We start from the raw sequence: 17,452 nt of genomic DNA, 5'->3' as shown, positions 1-17,452 counted from the left end.
TTTGCGAAGCGCTCACAATTTTAACTGAGAGTGCATCGTTATCCTGTGCCCGTAAAGGATCAGATCAGCAGGAAGCGAGGAGGATCACAAAGCGTTTAGCGCAACCCAAGCTTGTTGGCCATTTCTGCCAGCGCCTGAAAACGTTCAGCCAGATCCTGCGATGCCGTCTGACTCATTGGAGAGGTTGATCCACGCACGATCAGCGAGACGGGCAAACGGGTTTGACTGGCTGAGGTTTCCTCACGATGTGGATCAATCAGCCAATCGACAGCCTTCTCACCGGCCTCACGAAAAGCCTGCCGAACAGTGGTTAACGGCGGCGTAAACCAGGCGCTGTCTGTCGTGTCGTCATAGCCGATAACCGATAATTGATGCGGGACTGAAATCCCCTTCTCAGCACAGGCGCGGAGTACGCCAAGCGCCATCTGATCGTTGCCCACCAGAATGGCCTCTGGGCGAGGTGTGCCAGCAAGCAAACTGTGAGCCTTTTCGAAGCCTGATTGTGCGCTCCAGTCGCCCTCTGCAATTGCAGCGGCCTCTAAGCCTGCATTTCGAAGCGTGTGCAGCCAACCCTCCAGCCTCGCACGCGCTGAAACAGAGGTTTTTGGCCCCGCCAATAACGCAATGTTGCGATGCCCTTCTGCCAGCAGATGTTCAACGCCCAGCGCCGCGCCTTGAGCGGCATCAAACACCAAACTATTGACCTGTGCCTGTTCACCGACATCCAGGAAGAGCACCGGTAACGGCGCAGCCAGTTCGCGAAGTTGTTTTGCGGCTGCATTTTCCAGCGGCACGTTGATCACCAGCCCATCGACACGCTGAGCTAACAACTCCTGCACCGCCAGGGTGCAATCACTCGGCGGATGGCTGGCAACCATCGAAATCAACACCGCATACCCTTTCTCGCTGGCCCGAGTTTTTACCGCAGAGGCAATTTGCGATGGCGCGTGCAAGGCCAGATCGGCGGTGATTAACCCCAGAGTGGGTTTATGTTTTCCAGCCAGCAGTTGCGCGCCCCGGTTGGGCACATAATTCAGTTCAGCCATGGCGTACTGAACTTTCTCTCGCGTGCGAGCAGAAACGTGCTCCGCCTGGTTAATGACGCGGGAGACAGTCTGGTAGGACACCCCCGCGAGGCGAGCGACATCGTAGAGCGTTGTGGGTTTCATCAAATGCAGCTTCCAGTCAGAGAAGCTCTCAGTGTACCTGAAAAGCCTTTCCCTGACTGTGAGCGCTTCGCAAATTTAGCTAACTGCTTTCACCTTTGCGCTGACAGGTGTCGCTTTCGGTAAAGTGCGAAACCAGGGCAAACAGAGCTGAATCAGGGGGCCAATCGCCAGGGCATAAACCAGCGTGCCGACCCCCACGCTGCCGCCGAGCAGATAGCCAATCACCAGCACGGTCAACTCAATGGTGGTGCGGATGCCGCGAAGCGACCATCCCGTGCGGGCGTGCAGGCCAGTCATCAACCCATCGCGCGGCCCCGGGCCAAAACCTGCGCCAATGTACATGCCTGTTGCCAGCGCATTTAGCACAACAGCTGCCACCATCAACGCAGTCTTTAACCACAGAGAATCCGGCGTGTGCAAAACAGCCATCGTGGCATTGGCCGCCAGACCCAACACAATCACATTGCTGATGGTGCCCAGCCCTGGGCGTTGGCGAATCGGGATCCACAGCAGTAACACCAGCGCGCCGGTGAGGATCATCACCGTGCCAATATCCAACGAAAAAACTTTCCCGACGCCAAGGTGAAACACATCCCACGGATCGGCCCCGAGATCCGCACGGACAAACATCGCGGTGGAAATCCCATACAGACAAAGCCCGACATACAGCTGAACTAAACGGCGCAGCATAAAAACCTCACGATGGATTGCTGAAAACCGCATCATCGTTAAAAATGGACTTATTATTAATGACCAGTTTTATAAAAGTGGACTGCTATGCCTCAACGTCGTTCCGGAAGTCAGTCGCTGGTGAGCTTATTGGGCCACTGGCAGGAAAGCCCTTCTCGTATGCCGCTCTGGCGACAGCTGGCTGAAGCGCTGCGTCTTTTGATTCTGGACGGTCGTCTGGCGCTGGACAGCCGTCTGCCCGGCGAGCGTGAACTGGCAAGCGCGCTGCAGGTCAGTCGAACGACGATTGCCAGCGCTCTTGCCCACTTACGTGAAGAAGGATTTATCGTCAGCCGCCACGGCAGTGGATCGCAGGTCATGCTGCCCGCTCACCATCCTCAGGTGCCGACCCGAATGAGCGCCGCTCAGTCATTGGATCTTTCCACTGCGGCTTTGAGCGCCGGGCCTGAAATCCACCAGGCCTACAGCCACGCAATGGCCGCGCTACCCGAACATCTCGCCAGCACAGGTTACGATCAGCAAGGATTACCAGCGCTGCGGGAAGCTATCGCAAAGCGCTATTGCCAACGTGGGCTGCCTACCCGAGCGGATGAAATCATGGTGGTCAATGGTGCCGTCAGCGGGCTGGCACTGATCCTGCGTTTACTGACCGGGCCGGGCGATCGGGTGGTCGTGGAAAACCCGACTTACCCATTGGCCATTGCGGCCATTCAGGGCGCATCTTGCCGTCCTGTCAGCGTCGCACTTCCCCATCAGGGTTGGGACGTGGGAGGGTTAGCGGCCACCATAGCGCAAACCGCGCCAAGACTGGCTTACCTGATGCCCGATTTTCATAACCCCACAGGACGGTGCATGGACAGCGCTACGCGGCAGGCGATTGCTGACCTGGCTGCGAAAACGCGTACTGCGCTGGTGGTGGATGAAACGATGGTCGATTTGTGGTTCAACGCCCCGCCGCCGCCCCCGCTGGCGGCGTTTAATTCCCAGGCGCAAATCATCACGCTGGGTTCGGCAGGAAAAAGCTTTTGGGGCGGATTACGGCTTGGCTGGATCAGAGCATCCACTCGCACAATTGCATCGCTGATTCAGGCGCGTGACACACTCGATTTGGGTTCGCCGATCCTGGAGCAGCTCGCCACCTGCTGGCTGCTGGAAAACAGTGCGGATTTGCTGTCTCAGCGCCGCCAGATGCTGGCGACTCGTCGGGATATGTGCAGTGCATTAATGGCGGAGTATTTTCCACAATGGCGTTACGAGCAGCCGGAAGGTGGCCTGTCATTTTGGGTGGAACTGCCGGATATGCTCGCAACGCTGTTTGCCGCTCGCGCCGAAGGCATCGGTATTCATCTGGGAACGGGTACCCGTTTTGGGCTGGCGGGGGCGTTCGATCGCTGGCTTCGCCTGCCCTTCACCCATGACGACGAAACGCTGCGGGTTGCTTTTAAGGCGCTGCAACCCCTCTGGAATTCTCTGAACGGTCAGCAGAATAATTTACGTACACGGAAAATAATATAATAAAATAACGACGAGCCAGCATTAACGATGGCTCGTCTAAAAATATCGTCCATGATGATATGAGATGATCATGTCTTTCTTATTGCAAAACATCATCCTGGATTCAGATGTCCGCAACATGACAAGATGTTGGCAGTTTTATTAATGCTGGCGTGGGATTGGGAAACCTTTCAAGGAAATAATAAAACTGTCGCCATCTTTTTTAATTTTTGCACCGGTATCACACCAGTCAGAAGCGATGCGGAAAAACTCATCGCTGCCCACATTCCAGTTCAAACGCACGTGCTTAACATAGCCGGAACGCAGCGTTCACAGGCTTCGCCATAAGTGCTGGCCGTTGAAAGTTGTTGTTTCATTTTCTCTTCTTCAAAAGTTTGCGTAGTGCTTTGATTTCTTTAGGAGTAAGAGGTGATGATTCTTCTTCGGTATGCTGGCTGTCGACCTCATCTTCGGATACTCCCGCTGCAACCTCCTTGTCGAACGCAAGCTGTAACAGCTTTTGTGTTGCCGCGCTCAGGGTCTCGTTATGGACTTCCGCGTAATGCCGTAATTGCTCTTTCAGATCGCCATCAATTTTTACATTCAGTACTGCAGTACTCATGTTCACGTTTCCCGTGCAATAAATTCAGATAATTAATACATGAACATGACAGAACGATCCAGAAATAAATTTTTCACAATCGTTAACTTAATAATTACCCATCTTTATTGTCTGCCTATAAAATGACATTTATATGACAGTAATACTTCAATGGCATGACAACTTATTTATTAGCACTACGTAATGAGATTAGCACGGCTTAACTTTTAACCGTTAATTTAACATTTATCTTTGCACCAGGGGTTCGCGCTACACTGTAGTGAACGGTTTAAAAGAGGATAAACATGAAAATTTTCGTCACTGACAGCAAGGGTGCCCTGCATGAAGTTGAAGGGGAAAGCGTGGTGCTTCAGCTGGAAAACGGCAAAACCATTGAGTTGGCCGAAGTCAATCCGTGGCGTGATACGCCAGACGCCATTACCGTTTGGGGTGGACGTCAACCGCTGGAGTCCTGGACCGAAGAAGAACGCGGTCAGACAGAGCAGATTAATTTAAGCCTGATAGCCGGCAACTGCGTGGATATCTGGCCTGGCAGAGCCAAAAAACAGTAACCCCCGCATTGCCCGTTACGTCGACGAGAGCGATTTGGCGTAACGGGTAAGCTGATCGACCACAATTCCCCACCCTTCGTAGAAGCCCATTTGTTCATGCTGTGTACGTGCTTCAGGTGTGCGATGACGAGCAATGGCGGTGTAACGCGTCTTCCCTTCCCCGGCCTCTTCCAGCAGCAAAATGGCCGTCATAAAAGGGTTCTCGCTGGGTTTCCAGCCTTCAGTGTAGCTGTCAGTGAACACCAGTTTTTCGCCGTCTGTCACTTCGAGAAACACGCCATTATTCTTCATCTCGCTGCCGTTCACTTCAAAAGTGGTGTTGAAGCGGCCACCCACTCGCAGGTCGATGTCACAGGCCGTGACGCGGTGAGGCTCAGGAACAAAAAAGTGTTTGATATGCTCAGGCGTCGTCCAGCACTCCCAAACCAACTTGCGAGGGACATCAATAATACGTTCAAGCTTCAGATCGGTTTCAGGGTCAAGCTGGATCATTGTGGTTTCCGCGTCAGTGGCAAATGGCACAAAATAACCATAGTGAAGGCTTGACTGAATTGCCATCCCGGAAAGGTGAAGAGGGATATTTTTGGGGGAGCAGAATTGGGTGGGGGCCCTGCCAGCTACATCCCGGCACACACGTCGTCTGCCCTGGCTGCTTCCTTCCGGACCTGACCTGGTGAACAGAGTAGCGTTGCGGGAGAACCAACAGAGCCCCCATTGAGAGCGTTATTCCTAACGCGCTGGCGCATTATCCCTGTGCAGCCCGGCAATTGCAACCCGCCGCCGACCGGATGCTGGTTTATTGCCCATCTTTGCGCCATTCTTTCTGTACAGCACCTGAAAGCCAGGATGTGCGAAGTTGCTCTCAGCAAATCCGGCTACAGCGTGCAGACTCTGTTTATCCTTCGAATCGTTTAGGGTATGACAATGATCAAGACACCGCCTCAGACACTCACGCTGCCGATGCCCGCTATCGACGAAGCCACCATCCCCCATCACGGGCTAAACTATTTACGCCCGGAATTGGTGTTGGATTTCATCACCATCAGCCCCAGCCCGTTGTTGTTTGTCACGCCTGTGGCCGTGCTTTTCTCCTCGTTGGGGGTGGTGAATCACGTACCTTTGCGCCAGATCCCCGTCGCGGTCTCTGGGCGGGTTATCTATCCGATTTGCACTCAGGAACTGCCGGAGTTGCGGGGAAAACTCATCATCAATACCGCCTCACGAAAGCTCAAGTTTCTGGAAAATCAGGTCGTCAGCCCGGATAAATTTGCCCCGACAACCACGCAAGTGATTGGCCTGGCGCTTGAATTTACCGTTCAGCAACCTGAGTGAGCGCTTCACAAGGTCAGGAGCGTCACTTATCCTGTGTTTTTTGGCAATTCGGACGCAGTGATGGAACCTAAAGATTCATTCCCGCAGCGGGTTTGGCAAATTGTGGCTGCTATTCCGGAAGGGTCTGTAACGACGTACGGTGAAGTGGCACGGCTGGCAGGTTCGCCCCGCGCAGCGCGGCAAGTGGGTGGCGTGCTTCGAAGGCTGCCGGAAGGCTCGACGCTGCCGTGGTATAGGGTGATCAACAGTCAGGGCTCTATTTCCCTCACCGGGCCGGATTTACAACGTCAGCGCCAGGCGCTGTTGTCTGAGGGCGTTCAGGTGTCGGGAAGTGGAAGAGTTGATTTGTTGAAGTACCGCTGGAAATACTGAGTCCTCCCCCGCGATGGAGGGAGGAACTCACGTCATTACGGCATCTGCGTTGGAGCAGGAACGGCCGAAGACGGATTCACCTGAGTCGGTGAAGTCGACGGAACGGTTGTCGCCGCACCACCGGTTTCATTCACCGGCACAGCGGTCGACTGAACAGGCACCAGCGTCAGATCGGCTTTTGTTCCACCGTTATTGATCACCTGCTGAACGGTGTCAGTGATAAACACCAGCTTATCGTTCACGGTGATGGCCGCACTCAACAGGATGCGAGCATTCGGCTGAATATCGGCCGGGTTATAAGGCAGAACGAAGCTGAACGGTGCCTGTTTCCCTTCCGTACGGGTCACTTTCTGTGACAACACTTTCGATGGCGCATCGGCAAGTGAAGCATCAGACAGCGTGACCGTCAGAACGGCATCAGGTGGCAGCGCCACTTTCTGGCGTATCCACGCAGTACCAGAAACATTAGGCTGCTGGATGACAGGCTGTGTAGCCGCAGAGGGGTTCGGGCTAGGCGCAGGTGTCGGAATGTCTGCACTTTTATGAGCGCAGGCCGACAGCGCAACCGCAACCGCTAAACCACTTAACACGTGCACGAGTTTCATTATGTTCTCCTTTTCATCCATGCACTCGCAGGACGATATCCTGCCAGAGTGAGTGGTTAAAACATTTGTGACGCACTAAGTGTGGCACAGATCTCAGATATTTGCCTGTATTCGCCTCGTTATTCAGACTATTGCACCCATCGGACCACTTCGCAAACTGCGTTATACTGTGGCTATTCCCGCGCTCAGTCGTGGCTTTTTTACCTGTTGAGGACATTTATGAGTCAGGCTCTCTCTAATCTGCTAGCCCTGTTAAATCTGGAAAAAATCGAAGAGGGATTATTCCGCGGCCAGAGTGAGGATCTGGGATTACGTCAGGTATTTGGGGGTCAGGTCGTTGGTCAGGCGCTGTATGCGGCGAAAGAAACCGTGCCTGCCGACCGACTCGTCCACTCCTTCCACAGCTACTTTTTACGCCCGGGCGACAGCCAAAAACCGATTGTTTATGACGTAGAAGTGCTGCGTGATGGCAACAGCTTCAGCGCACGCCGCGTGGCCGCCATTCAGCATGGCAAACCGATTTTCTATATGACCGCCTCTTTCCAGGCACCGGAAAGCGGTTATGAGCATCAAAAGCAGATGCCTCCTGCGCCAGCGCCAGATGCCCTGCCTTCGGAAACAGACATTGCACGCAAGCTGGCACATCTGCTGCCACCGCAGGCCAAAGAGAAGTTTCTGTGCGATAAACCGCTGGAGATTCGCCCGGTCGAGTTTCATAACCCTTTAAAAGGCCATGTGGCAGAACCCACTCGCCAGGTCTGGATCCGTGCGAACGGTACCGTCGCAGACGACTTCCGCGTCCATCAGTACCTGCTGGGTTATGCCTCTGATTTCAATTTCCTGCCAGTCGCCCTTCAGCCGCACGGCGTGGGCTTCCTCGAAAAAGGCATGCAGGTCGCCACTATCGACCATTCCATGTGGTTCCATCGCCCGTTCAATATGAATGAGTGGTTGCTGTACAGCGTGGAAAGCACTTCCGCCTCCAGCGCTCGCGGGTTTGTGCGCGGCGAGTTTTACACCCAGGATGGTGTGTTAGTCGCTTCGACGGTGCAGGAAGGGGTGATGCGCAATCGCAATTGATATTGCGTGAGCCGTGAAGCAAAAAGCCTCCGAATCGGAGGCTTTTGCGCTTTATGGAGATAACGTGAGGATAGAGCTGTCTGATGCCCTCTCCCCCAACCCCTCTCCCACAGGGCGAGGGGAGTTTTTGGTTCCCTTAGGGAGAGGGTGATAACTGTTTAATCAGGCGTTATAAGCATTCTCGCCGTGGCTGTTGACGTCCAGACCTTCGCGCTCCTGCTCTTCTGGTACACGCAGGCCCACGGTCAGGTCAGCCAGTTTGTAGCCGATGAAGGCCACAACTGCAGACCAGACGATAGTGATGGCGACACTTTCCAGCTGCACCAGTACCTGATGGCCCATGGTGACACCTTCGGCATAGCCCACGCCGCCCAGTGAAGTCGCGGCGAAGATACCGGTCAGGATACAGCCCACAATCCCACACACGCCGTGAACACCGAACACATCGCAAGGGTCATCGACACGTAACCAGCGTTTCAGCGCGGTGACACCCCACAGACCTGCCAGACCTGCCGCGATGCCAACAATCAGCGAACCGCCAACCCCGATGTAGCCACAAGCCGGAGTGACCGCAACCAGACCAGCGATAGCACCTGAACAGGCGCCCAGCAGAGAAGGTTTACCGCGAACAGCCCACTCACCGAAGACCCAGGCCAGAATCGCTGCGGCGGTTGCCACGACGGTATTCACGAACGCCAGTGCCGCAATTTCGTTGGCTGAGCTTGCAGAACCTGCGTTGAAACCAAACCAGCCAACATACAGGATCGCAGTCCCGGTGAAGACCATTGGCAGGTTATGTGGTTTGAAAGCTTCTTTACCAAAGCCCGCGCGTTTGCCAATCAGGTAAGCGCCCACTAAACCTGCCACAGCGGCGTTGATATGCACGACGGTACCGCCCGCAAAATCCAGCGCGCCGTGTGTAGCAAGCAAGCCGCCGCCCCAGACCATATGCGCGATTGGCACATAGGAGAAGGTCATCCACACGGCCACGAAAATCAGCACCGCAGAGAAGCGAATACGTTCTGCCAGGGAACCGACAATCAGGCCAACGGTGATACAGGCAAACGAACCCTGGAACGCCACGTGGATGTACTGATAGAAGGTGCCCATCAGCGCTTTCAGCTCAATGCCTTTCAGCATCACCCAGTCAAAGCTGCCGAAGAAATTCCCGCCAGTACCAAACGCCAGGGTGTAGCCGTAAACCACCCACAGCACGCAAACCAGTGCGAAAGACACCGTGACCTGCGTCAGCATGGAGAGCACGTTTTTACCGCGGATCAGGCCGCCGTAAAACAGCGCAATCCCAGGGATACTCATAAACAACACCAGCGCGGTGCTGATCATCATAAAAGCGTTATCCGCTTTGTCAGCAACAGCGGGAGCCGCCATCGCCAGACCCGGCAGCAGAGCCAGTACACCAGGGGCAAATTTCAGTACTTTATTCATTTTCTCGATCCCTATCACTGTGTGGTCTGAGAATTACAGTGCCGCTTCGTCGGCTTCGCCGGTACGAATACGAATAACGCGTTGCAGCTCGGCGACGAAGATTTTGCCGTCGCCAATTTTGCCGGTGTAGGCCGCTTTGCTGATCACATCGATAACCTCTTCAAGCTGGTCATCGGCGATAGCAACATCGATTTTCACCTTAGGCAGGAAGTTGACGCTATATTCGGCACCGCGGTACAGCTCGGCATGGCCCTTCTGACGACCGAAACCTTTCACTTCGGTAACGGTCAGCCCCTGAATACCAATGGAAGACAGCGCTTCACGCACGTCTTCGAGTTTGAATGGTTTGATTACCACGGTAACCAGCTTCATAGATCCCCTCCAGTCAGAATTCGGTAATGGCTGCGGCTAACACGTATGAGGTAAAGCAAGCGGCGTGCCAGAAATAAAAATCTGGCCGCTACATGAAGTGCGGAGGCGTTTTATGCGGGGGAATGAGTCGGAAAGCAGGCGGGCAAGAACAGCGGATACTAGGCCAGAAACAAAAACGCACCAGCGTAGTGCATGGTGCGTTTCACTTTTGCACCAGCTTGCGCTGGTGTTATCAGATTGCCTGATATTGGTGCATCAGGCGATAAGCGACTCTTCTTCGATGCTGGCCGCCAGCTCTTCCCCGGCTAACTGCAACTGGTACATCTGCCAGTAACGGCCTTTGGCTTCAAGCAATTGCTGGTGAGTCCCCCGTTCAACCGCCTGCCCGCGATGCAGCACCATGATGGTATCGGCTTCCACTATGGTCGACAGACGGTGCGCAATGACCACCAGCGTTGTACGTTCACGCACCGCGGCCAGTGCCTGCTGAATGGCTTGTTCCGTGCCGGAATCGATGTTGGCTGTGGCTTCGTCGAGGATCAGAATTTGTGGCGTATCCACCAGCACACGAGCCAGCGCCAACAGCTGTTTCTGCCCCACGGAGAGATTATTGCCCTGCTCGCCGAGACGGGTATAAATGCCGTCATCTAAGCCGCGAGCCAGTTCTGCCAACTGTACCGTTTCCAGTGCTTGCCACACCTGTTCTTCGCTGATGTCTCGCCCCAGCGTAACGTTGGCAAAGAAAGAGTCAGCCAGCACCACTGGGTCCTGCTGGACCATCGCTACACCCTGACGAAGCACAGTATGGCTGAGCGAAGAAAGCGGACGGCCATCAAGACGGATTTCCCCTTTGCTGAGCGGGTAGTAGCCCATCAACAAACTGGCCAGCGTACTTTTGCCGCTGCCAGTGTGCCCAACCAGCGCCACAAAATTACGTGAAGGCACATTCAGGTTGATGTCCTGCAACACCAGCCGATCGCCGCGATAAGCGAAAGAAACGTTATCAACGTCAATTGAACCGCTACGCAGTGGCTGCTGATCTTCACCATAATTCTGGCGCGGCTTGTCCATCAGCTCGAACACGCGTTCGCCCGCCACCACAGCCTGTTGCAGCATCGATTGCTGAGTCGTGAGTTCAATCAACGGTTCGTTCAGGCGACCGAGATAGCTGATAAACGCATAAAGCACGCCCACTTCAATGGTGCCTTTGGTTGTCAGCCCGAACAGCATCAGCAAGCCACAGAGGATCAGCGAAGAAAACAGGCTCAGCAGCGGACGCAGCAGGAAACCGTCCAGACGCAGCGTCTGCATGCGGGCAACATAATGCGAACGACTCGCCTCCCCCATGCGCTCACCAAAACGCGCCTGCTGACGGAATTGCTGGATAACACTCATGCCGTTAATGACTTCGTTAAAGCCGTCGTTGATGTCCGCCAGATAGGCACGGACGCGGCGCACAATCGGCGTGCTGTAACGCTGATAGATAACCATCACGACAATCACCGCCGGGAAGATAGCAATCGCCACCAGCGCCATACGCCAGTCGAGGCTGAACATCGCCACCAGCATCGCACTGATAAGGGCGGCACTGCGTAATACCGTGGAAACGACCGTGACGTAGAGATCGCGGATAACTTCGGTGTCGTTGGTCACGCGCGAGATCAACTGCCCGACAGGCTGCACATCAAACTCGCTCAATGGCTGGCGCAGCGCGGCATCCATCACATCGGTACGCAGTTGCTGAACCACGCCCACCGCCGCCCGGTTAAACAGCAGCGATTGAACATAGTGCAGCGAAGCCGCCAGCAACTGTAAACCCACATAGGCAGCAGCAAGCCCCGCGACAATGCCTAACGGCAGATAGCTTTTCGCCACCATGTTATCGATGAAGTAGCTTATCAGCAGCGGCCCGGTGACTTCGGCAGCCGCAGCAATCCACATAATCACCATGCCGATGCCGAGCGGTTTACGCCACGGCGAGCCATACGCCAGCAGGCGTTTCAGGGTGGGCCACAGCTGTCCAAAACTACGCATTGGCGGCCTCCTCTTGCTCGTCCGGTGCATCGTTGAGTGCCGCTTCAAGTTGTTGATAACGGTACATGTCGCGATACCAGCCTGACTGGATCGCCAGGTGTTCATGCTCGCCGCGTTGGGCGATATGCCCATGTTGCATGACGATGATTTCGCTCGCTTCGGTCAGCGCTGACAGACGGTGAGCGCTGATAATAACGGTGCGCCCCTCGCCCCACTGACGCAGGTTGTGCAGGATCTGATGTTCTGTGCGCCCATCGACCGCCGAGAGTGCGTCGTCGAGGATCAGGATCTCCGCATCCAGCAGCAACGCGCGAGCGATAGAAATACGTTGTTTCTGCCCACCAGAAAGCATCACGCCGCGTTCGCCAACTTCGGTGTCGTAGCCTTGCGGCAGGCGAAGAATGTCTTCATGCACGCTGGCAAGCCGCGCCACATGCTCAATTTCTTCCTGCGTCGCCCCAGGTTTGCCCAGCGCAATATTGCTGCCCACGGTGTCCGAGAAAAGGAACGGCGTCTGATTGACCACTGCGAGGCGGCTACGCCAACTGTCGAGTTGCAGCGCGGTCAAGGGCAGATCCTGGAAGCGGATATCGCCGTGTTTCACGTCGAAGTGACGCTGTATCAGGGAAAGTATCGTCGTTTTACCCGCACCAGTGGGGCCACAGATACCCAGCATCTGGCCCGGCGACAAGCGGAAATTAACGTTACTCAGCGTGGTTTTATCGGTTTGCGGATACTGGAATTCATGAATATCAACCACCAGCGTGCCGCGCTCTGGTTTCAGCGTTTCTGTTCCGTCCGTGACTACTGGCGCTTCTGCCAGCATGTCGCGGATTCGGCTGTACGCCGCGCTGCCGCGTTCAACGATATTGAACATCCACGCCAGCGCCAGCATCGGCCAAATCATCAGGCCCAGATACATCATAAAGCTGGTGAGCTGGCCCAACGTCAGACTGCCATGCACCACCATCCAGCTGCCGCCCGCAATAGCCAGCAGGTTTGCCATGCCGATGGCGATGTAAATAGTCGGGTCAAAGCGCGCATCTACGCGCGCCACGCGCATATTTTTCGCCCCGGTATCGGCCGCTTCTGCCGCAAACTGTGCTGATTGTCGGTCTTCCAGGCCAAACGCTTTGATCATGCGGATGCTGGTCAGGCTCTCCTGAGTTCGGTCGTTCAGACCCGAAAACGCGGCCTGCGCCAGTTTGAAACGTTCGTGCAGCGTGTCGCCGTTGCGCTTGATGGCAATCGCCATGATCGGCATCGGCAATAGCGCCAGCAGCGTCAGCTCCCAGCTGATTTGCGTGGACATCACGATCAATACCGCGAGACCCATCACCAGCGAATCCACCAGCGTCAGCACGCCTTCCCCGGCGGCAAAGACCACGCGGTCAACGTCGTTGGTGGCACGGGCGATTAAATCCCCGGTGCGGTGACGCAAATAAAACTCCGGATGCTGACGACTGAGCTGACGGTAATAGTCCTCACGCAGTTCAACCGCGAGCTGATAGGACGCGCCAAACAGCAGCACGCGCCAGACGTAGCGCAGCAGATAAACCACCACCGCAATCAGCGCCAGTGTCGCCACCCACATCATCACTCGCATGGCGGTGTAATGTTGTTGTGTCACGCCATCCACTACATAGCCCACCACACGCGGCGGGATCAGTTGCAGGATAGCAATAATGATAAGCAGCAGGACCGCACCGAGATAGCGACGCCATTCCCGGCGGAAGTACCAGCTGAGTTGAGCAAATAATCGCACGCAGAATTACCCAGAGAATGAATCGACCGGCAGCGCGGTGGTGTATTTGATCTGTTCCATCGCAAAACTCGATGTCACATCCGATAACCCCGGCACGCTGTTCACCAGCCGTTTATAAAAATCGTCGTAGCGTTTCATGTCCGCTACCTGTACTCGCAGCAAATAGTCGTATTCGCCTGCCATGCGCCAGAAGCCAAGCACTTCGGGCATTTGTGTAACGTGGGAGACAAACCGGCTATACCAGTCGCTACTGTGATGCTGTGTTTTGATGAGCACAAAAGCCGTTAGCCCGAGCCCCAGTTTTTCTGCATCCAGCAGTGCCACCCGAGCGCGCAAAATGCCTTCGTCTTCGAGACGTTTCAGGCGCTTCCAGCAGGGTGTGGTGGTCAGATTAACGGCATCTGCTAACGCCTGCAAAGAGAGGGTGCAGTCCTCTTGCAGCAAAGCGAGCAGCTTACGGTCAATTTTATCTATCATCACCCCACCTCAGAGAAATTTTTTCTCCTTTAATTGTATTTCAAAGGTCAAATAGCAACAATTTTTTCCGTGCTTTCCGCTATTCTGGGCACAAAATGACAAACGGATAACCACGATGAACAGCACCTGGGTCAAACACGCCATCAGTGAAATTAACGCCGACTATCAGCGTTCTGCCGATACGCACCTGATTCGTCTGGCGCTGCCCGCTTTTCCGGGCATTCAGCTCTATCTCAAAGATGAAAGTACACACCCAACCGGCAGCCTGAAACACCGCCTGGCGCGTTCGCTGTTTTTATACGGACTGTGTAACGGCTGGATCAAAGAAGGCACCACCATAATCGAAGCCTCATCAGGCTCAACGGCGGTGTCGGAAGCCTATTTTGCTCGCCTGCTCGGCCTGCCGTTTATCGCGGTGATGCCGTCATGTACGGCGAAGCGCAAGATTGAACAGATTGAATTTTATGGCGGGCGTTGCCACTTCGTGCAAAGCGCCTGCGAGATTTACGAAGCCTCTGAAATGCTGGCTCGCGAGCTGAACGGCCATTATATGGATCAGTTCACCTTCGCGGAACGCGCAACGGACTGGCGCGGAAATAACAATATCGCCGACAGCATTTTCCGCCAGATGCAGCATGAACCGAACCCTGTTCCGGCGCATATCGTGATGAGCGCGGGCACGGGCGGCACCTCTGCCACCATCGGCCGCTACATTCGTTGTCAGGGTTATGACACGCAACTGACCGTCGTTGACCCGCAGAATTCAGTATTTATGGATTACTGGCAACAGCGCGATGCGTCTTTGCGCAGCCCGGTTGGCAGTAAAATTGAAGGGATTGGTCGCCCGCGTGTCGAACCGTCGTTCATTCCTGATGTCGTGGATAACATGCTGCGCGTGCCAGATGCCGCAAGCGTGGCGACGGCACACTGGCTGGAAAGCCAATTGGGCCGCAAAGTAGGTGCCTCAACCGGCACCAATATGTGGGGTGCGCTGCAACTGGCGGCGCAAATGCGTAACGACGGTCAAACCGGATCTATCGTGACGCTGCTGTGTGACAGCGGCGAACGCTATCTGGAAACCTACTACAACCCGGAATGGGTCGCGGCAAATATCGGCGATATTCATCCGGCGCAAGCAACGCTCAGCAACCTCATTGCCTGTCGTTAATCGCAAGACGGCGTACTCATCGCGGTGAGTACGCCCGTTTCTCCTACCCAATCAGCAGCAGACAAGAGAGATCGTCCCCGGCATTAATCATATCGATAGCCCGGTTCATGCGGGTATCGAGCGTAGCCGAGTGCATGGTTTTCTCAGACAAGCTTGCCAGCGTCTTTAACACCAACGTTTCGTTCACTTCCCTCTGCAGCGAATGCGCGCTCAGGATGTGCTTCAGGTAGAAATACTCCAGCACCAGACGGTAGAACTGGCGCATCACCGTCGTTAAATCTGTGCCTGGGAAATGGCTGGTGTAAATTTTATAGGTCAGGAAATTGCGCAGCACATGGGGTGCAGACAGACAAGAGTCCTCGCACAACGCCAGCCATTGCTTATCGAGAGCCGCAAACTTTTCACTCAACTGCCCGATATCCGTTTGCTCTGCGGCATCAAGGTATGTCGCAATGTGCTGATGGCCTTTCTTGAGATGGTCTTCGCGAGCACCATCGTTGGCTATCAGCGTTCCCAAAACGGCTAACGCCCGGAGCTTCATTGGCACCGTGTTCTGAGCGGGTTGGTCTGACATCAGGCTCTCACCGGACTGCAAATCAGCCAGCAGTTGCTGGTGCCAGGCCGCGACTTCATCGAAGCGGGTGTGCAAATCAAAATCAATGCGCTGCAGGTAAAGAATAAATTGCGCCAGCGCCTGTAAGTTCTCTTCGATATGACGCGACGGTGCCTGAACCAGATGCCAGACAAAAAGATGGACAACTTGCTGCACCTGATTCAGCGGCTGACGCTGACCAATCAGATTCACCTTCCCTTTTGCCAGCAGAGATTCCTGCTCATGCAGCCTCATGCTGTCAGCATCAAACAACACCAGCCTGGCGACTTCCGGACAAGAAAGCGTCATCGAATGGCGCGTTTCATCGTCATAACGCCGCTTCAGGCGCGGATAGGTGGAACAAGTGGGCGACAGCGCACTTTCCCCCAGCTCGCGCTGAACCAGACAAAATTTGTCCTCAGCAATAAAAGGACAAAAGCCCTCTTCATTCAGCTTGATCACGGAAAAATTGCTTTTGCCTTTACGGGTGCGGAGTAAGTTAGCCTCGGCAAGCGTGGCGATGTCGCGGTTATCGGAGTTGAGATACGCATGATGGGTTTTCTTGTCGATGGCGATGTTCCAGCCCTGACAGCAGGAGATCAGGCACTCCGGGCCAACACAGCTAAACCTTTCGACAAAATCAGGCTTAACGACTTTATGAATGAGCATAGGGATTCTTCACGTGCAAAAGGTGAAAAATATCACGCGCCTGAACAGATTTTATAACCCCATAACCCGCTGTTTAAGTCAGTATTTCGCCACTTTAACTGACGGCAAAAAGAAAAAAGCCGGGCTTCAAAGGAAGTCCGGCTTGCTGGAAGGAGTCTCAATCATTCGGGGGAATAAGGGAGATGTGGAGTGTCCAGCCAATGAGTCAAATAATGTGAGACCGCCTGATTCTGGCAGTGCCCGATAACCGGTAGATGAGGCAGCGCGGCTTTAAGCTGCGGCATGGCATTACCCATGATGACGCCTTTCCCCACCAATCCCAGCATTTCGCTGTCGTTCATTGCGTCACCAAACGCCATGCAGTCCGCCATCGTCATCCCCAGGTGCTGGCTCAGCACCGAAAGCGCGGAACCTTTATTGGAGCCAACGGGCAGCACTTCCAGACATTCAAACGCCGAGAACGTGAGATGCGCGCGAGTGCCCAACGCTTCGTTGAGTTGAATGCGCAGACGGTTCAAATCTTCATGCTCACCGCAGAAACAGATTTTTGTGACTTCATGCGCGGGCAGGCGTTTGAAATCACACAGCTGATAGCGAAAGCCGCTGTAAACGTGGGCGTGCAGCATTTCAGGGATTTCACGGTTGGTGAGCCAACCGCTGTCATTGAAGACATGCATGCTGGCCTGGGTATCCCAGTGGCTGTGCAGCACCAGGTCGGCCACATCCGGGTCAAGATCGCTACGATGCAGAACATCGCCTTCGCGGGAATGAATGCGCGTGCCGTTGCCAGTAATCAGGAAAGCATCAAGGGAAAGGTTGCCCATCAAATGGCGCATTTCAAGAGCATGACGGCCAGTGGCAAACGTCAACGTGATTTCCCTTTCATGCAGGCGTTTAAGGGTATTCAGCGTTTGTTCGCCCAGACGATGGTCGGGCATCAACAGCGTCCCGTCCATATCAAATGCAGCCAGTCTTGCCATTATCTTCCCCGGAGTGTGATGAGTGTCGCTTGTG

18 protein-coding genes, 1 other RNA gene and 1 pseudogene are annotated in these 17,452 nt (G+C 54.7%); 6 read left to right on the top strand and 14 right to left on the bottom strand.

Annotation, left to right across the window (positions count from 1 at the left end; genetic code table 11):
- Window positions 1-95: 95 nt before the first annotated feature.
- Together ACI2I2_RS10910 and ACI2I2_RS10905 are read right to left on the bottom strand one after the other, a co-directional pair.
- Window positions 96-1,169 carry a LacI family DNA-binding transcriptional regulator gene (locus tag ACI2I2_RS10910; protein ID WP_404657949.1) on the bottom strand — a complete coding sequence of 358 codons (1,074 nt, stop codon included), beginning with the start codon at window positions 1,167-1,169 and terminating at the stop codon, window positions 96-98.
- 75 nt (window positions 1,170-1,244) lie between these two features.
- The gene (locus tag ACI2I2_RS10905; protein ID WP_404657930.1) at window positions 1,245-1,859 is read right to left on the bottom strand and encodes a YitT family protein; all 615 of its coding nucleotides are present in this window, start codon (window positions 1,857-1,859) and stop codon (window positions 1,245-1,247) included.
- An 87-nt stretch (window positions 1,860-1,946) separates the two neighbouring features.
- Here ACI2I2_RS10905 and ACI2I2_RS10900 point away from each other — a divergent pair, with 87 nt between their 5' ends.
- Window positions 1,947-3,374, top strand: coding sequence for a PLP-dependent aminotransferase family protein (locus ACI2I2_RS10900; protein ID WP_404657929.1), 1,428 nt, complete (start codon window positions 1,947-1,949; stop codon window positions 3,372-3,374).
- A gap of 141 nt (window positions 3,375-3,515) precedes the next feature.
- On the opposite strand, the pseudogene ACI2I2_RS10895 reads toward ACI2I2_RS10900, so the two are convergent.
- Both ACI2I2_RS10895 and ACI2I2_RS10890 read right to left on the bottom strand, forming a co-directional pair.
- Window positions 3,516-3,730 (bottom strand): annotated as a pseudogene (locus tag ACI2I2_RS10895) (hypothetical protein).
- Window positions 3,727-3,975 carry a hypothetical protein gene (locus tag ACI2I2_RS10890; protein ID WP_330983141.1) on the bottom strand — a complete coding sequence of 83 codons (249 nt, stop codon included), beginning with the start codon at window positions 3,973-3,975 and terminating at the stop codon, window positions 3,727-3,729. The pseudogene ACI2I2_RS10895 and the gene ACI2I2_RS10890 overlap by 4 nt, the downstream one beginning before the upstream one ends.
- Before the next feature lie 284 nt (window positions 3,976-4,259).
- Between ACI2I2_RS10890 and ACI2I2_RS10885 the strand changes: the two genes are divergently transcribed.
- Window positions 4,260-4,526, top strand: a complete 267-nt coding sequence (locus tag ACI2I2_RS10885; protein ID WP_404657928.1) for a hypothetical protein — start codon at window positions 4,260-4,262, stop codon at window positions 4,524-4,526.
- Window positions 4,527-4,541: 15 nt separating this feature from the next.
- Here ACI2I2_RS10885 and ACI2I2_RS10880 read toward each other — a convergent pair whose 3' ends face one another.
- Together ACI2I2_RS10880 and ffs are read right to left on the bottom strand one after the other, a co-directional pair.
- Window positions 4,542-5,015, bottom strand: a complete 474-nt coding sequence (locus ACI2I2_RS10880) for an SRPBCC family protein (protein ID WP_404657948.1) — start codon at window positions 5,013-5,015, stop codon at window positions 4,542-4,544.
- A gap of 119 nt (window positions 5,016-5,134) precedes the next feature.
- Window positions 5,135-5,231: signal recognition particle sRNA small type (ffs, locus tag ACI2I2_RS10875), an RNA gene on the bottom strand.
- 219 nt (window positions 5,232-5,450) lie between these two features.
- Between ffs and ACI2I2_RS10870 the strand changes: the two genes are divergently transcribed.
- Together ACI2I2_RS10870 and ACI2I2_RS10865 are read left to right on the top strand one after the other, a co-directional pair.
- The gene (locus tag ACI2I2_RS10870) at window positions 5,451-5,858 is read left to right on the top strand and encodes a dTDP-glucose pyrophosphorylase (protein ID WP_404657927.1); all 408 of its coding nucleotides are present in this window, start codon (window positions 5,451-5,453) and stop codon (window positions 5,856-5,858) included.
- Window positions 5,859-5,918: 60 nt separating this feature from the next.
- Window positions 5,919-6,230: an MGMT family protein gene (locus ACI2I2_RS10865; RefSeq protein ID WP_404657926.1), complete on the top strand. Its 312-nt coding sequence runs from the start codon at window positions 5,919-5,921 to the stop codon at window positions 6,228-6,230.
- 35 nt (window positions 6,231-6,265) lie between these two features.
- Here ACI2I2_RS10865 and ACI2I2_RS10860 read toward each other — a convergent pair whose 3' ends face one another.
- Window positions 6,266-6,835: a YbaY family lipoprotein gene (locus ACI2I2_RS10860; RefSeq protein WP_404657925.1), complete on the bottom strand. Its 570-nt coding sequence runs from the start codon at window positions 6,833-6,835 to the stop codon at window positions 6,266-6,268.
- Between the two features lie 219 nt (window positions 6,836-7,054).
- On the opposite strand from ACI2I2_RS10860, the gene tesB reads away from it, so the two are divergent.
- Window positions 7,055-7,915 carry an acyl-CoA thioesterase II gene (gene tesB, locus ACI2I2_RS10855; RefSeq protein ID WP_330983137.1) on the top strand — a complete coding sequence of 287 codons (861 nt, stop codon included), beginning with the start codon at window positions 7,055-7,057 and terminating at the stop codon, window positions 7,913-7,915.
- A gap of 162 nt (window positions 7,916-8,077) precedes the next feature.
- Here the strand turns inward: tesB and amtB are convergent, their stop codons facing one another.
- The 5 genes from amtB to ACI2I2_RS10830 form a co-directional block, all read right to left on the bottom strand.
- Window positions 8,078-9,361: an ammonium transporter AmtB gene (gene amtB / locus ACI2I2_RS10850; protein WP_330983136.1), complete on the bottom strand. Its 1,284-nt coding sequence runs from the start codon at window positions 9,359-9,361 to the stop codon at window positions 8,078-8,080.
- A 33-nt stretch (window positions 9,362-9,394) separates the two neighbouring features.
- Window positions 9,395-9,733: a P-II family nitrogen regulator gene (gene glnK, locus ACI2I2_RS10845; protein WP_097161518.1), complete on the bottom strand. Its 339-nt coding sequence runs from the start codon at window positions 9,731-9,733 to the stop codon at window positions 9,395-9,397.
- Window positions 9,734-9,988: 255 nt separating this feature from the next.
- On the bottom strand, window positions 9,989-11,767 hold the full coding sequence (locus ACI2I2_RS10840) for a SmdB family multidrug efflux ABC transporter permease/ATP-binding protein (protein ID WP_404657924.1): 1,779 nt from the start codon (window positions 11,765-11,767) through the stop codon (window positions 9,989-9,991).
- Window positions 11,760-13,532 carry a SmdA family multidrug ABC transporter permease/ATP-binding protein gene (locus ACI2I2_RS10835; protein WP_404657922.1) on the bottom strand — a complete coding sequence of 591 codons (1,773 nt, stop codon included), beginning with the start codon at window positions 13,530-13,532 and terminating at the stop codon, window positions 11,760-11,762. The genes ACI2I2_RS10840 and ACI2I2_RS10835 overlap by 8 nt, the downstream gene beginning before the upstream one ends.
- Window positions 13,533-13,538: 6 nt before the next feature.
- Complete coding sequence (locus tag ACI2I2_RS10830; protein ID WP_330983132.1) at window positions 13,539-14,009, bottom strand: Lrp/AsnC family transcriptional regulator; 471 nt, start codon at window positions 14,007-14,009, stop codon at window positions 13,539-13,541.
- A gap of 115 nt (window positions 14,010-14,124) precedes the next feature.
- Between ACI2I2_RS10830 and ACI2I2_RS10825 the strand changes: the two genes are divergently transcribed.
- On the top strand, window positions 14,125-15,177 hold the full coding sequence (locus ACI2I2_RS10825) for a PLP-dependent cysteine synthase family protein (protein WP_404657921.1): 1,053 nt from the start codon (window positions 14,125-14,127) through the stop codon (window positions 15,175-15,177).
- Window positions 15,178-15,220: 43 nt separating this feature from the next.
- On the opposite strand, the gene fliB is transcribed toward ACI2I2_RS10825, so the two are convergent.
- Both fliB and cof read right to left on the bottom strand, forming a co-directional pair.
- Window positions 15,221-16,438, bottom strand: a complete 1,218-nt coding sequence (gene fliB, locus ACI2I2_RS10820; RefSeq protein WP_404657920.1) for a flagellin lysine-N-methylase — start codon at window positions 16,436-16,438, stop codon at window positions 15,221-15,223.
- A gap of 161 nt (window positions 16,439-16,599) precedes the next feature.
- Window positions 16,600-17,418: an HMP-PP phosphatase gene (cof, locus tag ACI2I2_RS10815; protein ID WP_404657919.1), complete on the bottom strand. Its 819-nt coding sequence runs from the start codon at window positions 17,416-17,418 to the stop codon at window positions 16,600-16,602.
- Window positions 17,419-17,452 lie beyond the last annotated feature (34 nt).

It is taken from the genome of Scandinavium sp. NPDC088450 (assembly GCF_044900545.1).
GTDB lineage: Bacteria > Pseudomonadota > Gammaproteobacteria > Enterobacterales > Enterobacteriaceae > Scandinavium.
The sequence above is the reverse complement of the archived record's forward strand: the minus strand, read 5'-3'. Positions and strand labels throughout refer to the sequence as shown.

What these genes read in the sequence shown, in the direction of transcription:
- glnK (WP_097161518.1), bottom strand. Translation starts at nt 9,733, where the DNA reads ATGAAGCTGGTTACCGTGGTAATCAAACCATTCAAACTCGAAGACGTG.
- ACI2I2_RS10910 (WP_404657949.1), bottom strand. Translation starts at nt 1,169, where the DNA reads ATGAAACCCACAACGCTCTACGATGTCGCTCGCCTCGCGGGGGTGTCC.
- ACI2I2_RS10865 (WP_404657926.1), top strand. Translation starts at nt 5,919, where the DNA reads ATGGAACCTAAAGATTCATTCCCGCAGCGGGTTTGGCAAATTGTGGCT.
- cof (WP_404657919.1), bottom strand. Translation starts at nt 17,418, where the DNA reads ATGGCAAGACTGGCTGCATTTGATATGGACGGGACGCTGTTGATGCCC.
- ACI2I2_RS10870 (WP_404657927.1), top strand. Translation starts at nt 5,451, where the DNA reads ATGATCAAGACACCGCCTCAGACACTCACGCTGCCGATGCCCGCTATC.
- ACI2I2_RS10885 (WP_404657928.1), top strand. Translation starts at nt 4,260, where the DNA reads ATGAAAATTTTCGTCACTGACAGCAAGGGTGCCCTGCATGAAGTTGAA.
- ACI2I2_RS10860 (WP_404657925.1), bottom strand. Translation starts at nt 6,835, where the DNA reads ATGAAACTCGTGCACGTGTTAAGTGGTTTAGCGGTTGCGGTTGCGCTG.
- ACI2I2_RS10830 (WP_330983132.1), bottom strand. Translation starts at nt 14,009, where the DNA reads ATGATAGATAAAATTGACCGTAAGCTGCTCGCTTTGCTGCAAGAGGAC.
- ACI2I2_RS10905 (WP_404657930.1), bottom strand. Translation starts at nt 1,859, where the DNA reads ATGCTGCGCCGTTTAGTTCAGCTGTATGTCGGGCTTTGTCTGTATGGG.
- amtB (WP_330983136.1), bottom strand. Translation starts at nt 9,361, where the DNA reads ATGAATAAAGTACTGAAATTTGCCCCTGGTGTACTGGCTCTGCTGCCG.
- ACI2I2_RS10840 (WP_404657924.1), bottom strand. Translation starts at nt 11,767, where the DNA reads ATGCGTAGTTTTGGACAGCTGTGGCCCACCCTGAAACGCCTGCTGGCG.
- ACI2I2_RS10890 (WP_330983141.1), bottom strand. Translation starts at nt 3,975, where the DNA reads ATGAGTACTGCAGTACTGAATGTAAAAATTGATGGCGATCTGAAAGAG.
- ACI2I2_RS10825 (WP_404657921.1), top strand. Translation starts at nt 14,125, where the DNA reads ATGAACAGCACCTGGGTCAAACACGCCATCAGTGAAATTAACGCCGAC.
- fliB (WP_404657920.1), bottom strand. Translation starts at nt 16,438, where the DNA reads ATGCTCATTCATAAAGTCGTTAAGCCTGATTTTGTCGAAAGGTTTAGC.
- tesB (WP_330983137.1), top strand. Translation starts at nt 7,055, where the DNA reads ATGAGTCAGGCTCTCTCTAATCTGCTAGCCCTGTTAAATCTGGAAAAA.
- ACI2I2_RS10900 (WP_404657929.1), top strand. Translation starts at nt 1,947, where the DNA reads ATGCCTCAACGTCGTTCCGGAAGTCAGTCGCTGGTGAGCTTATTGGGC.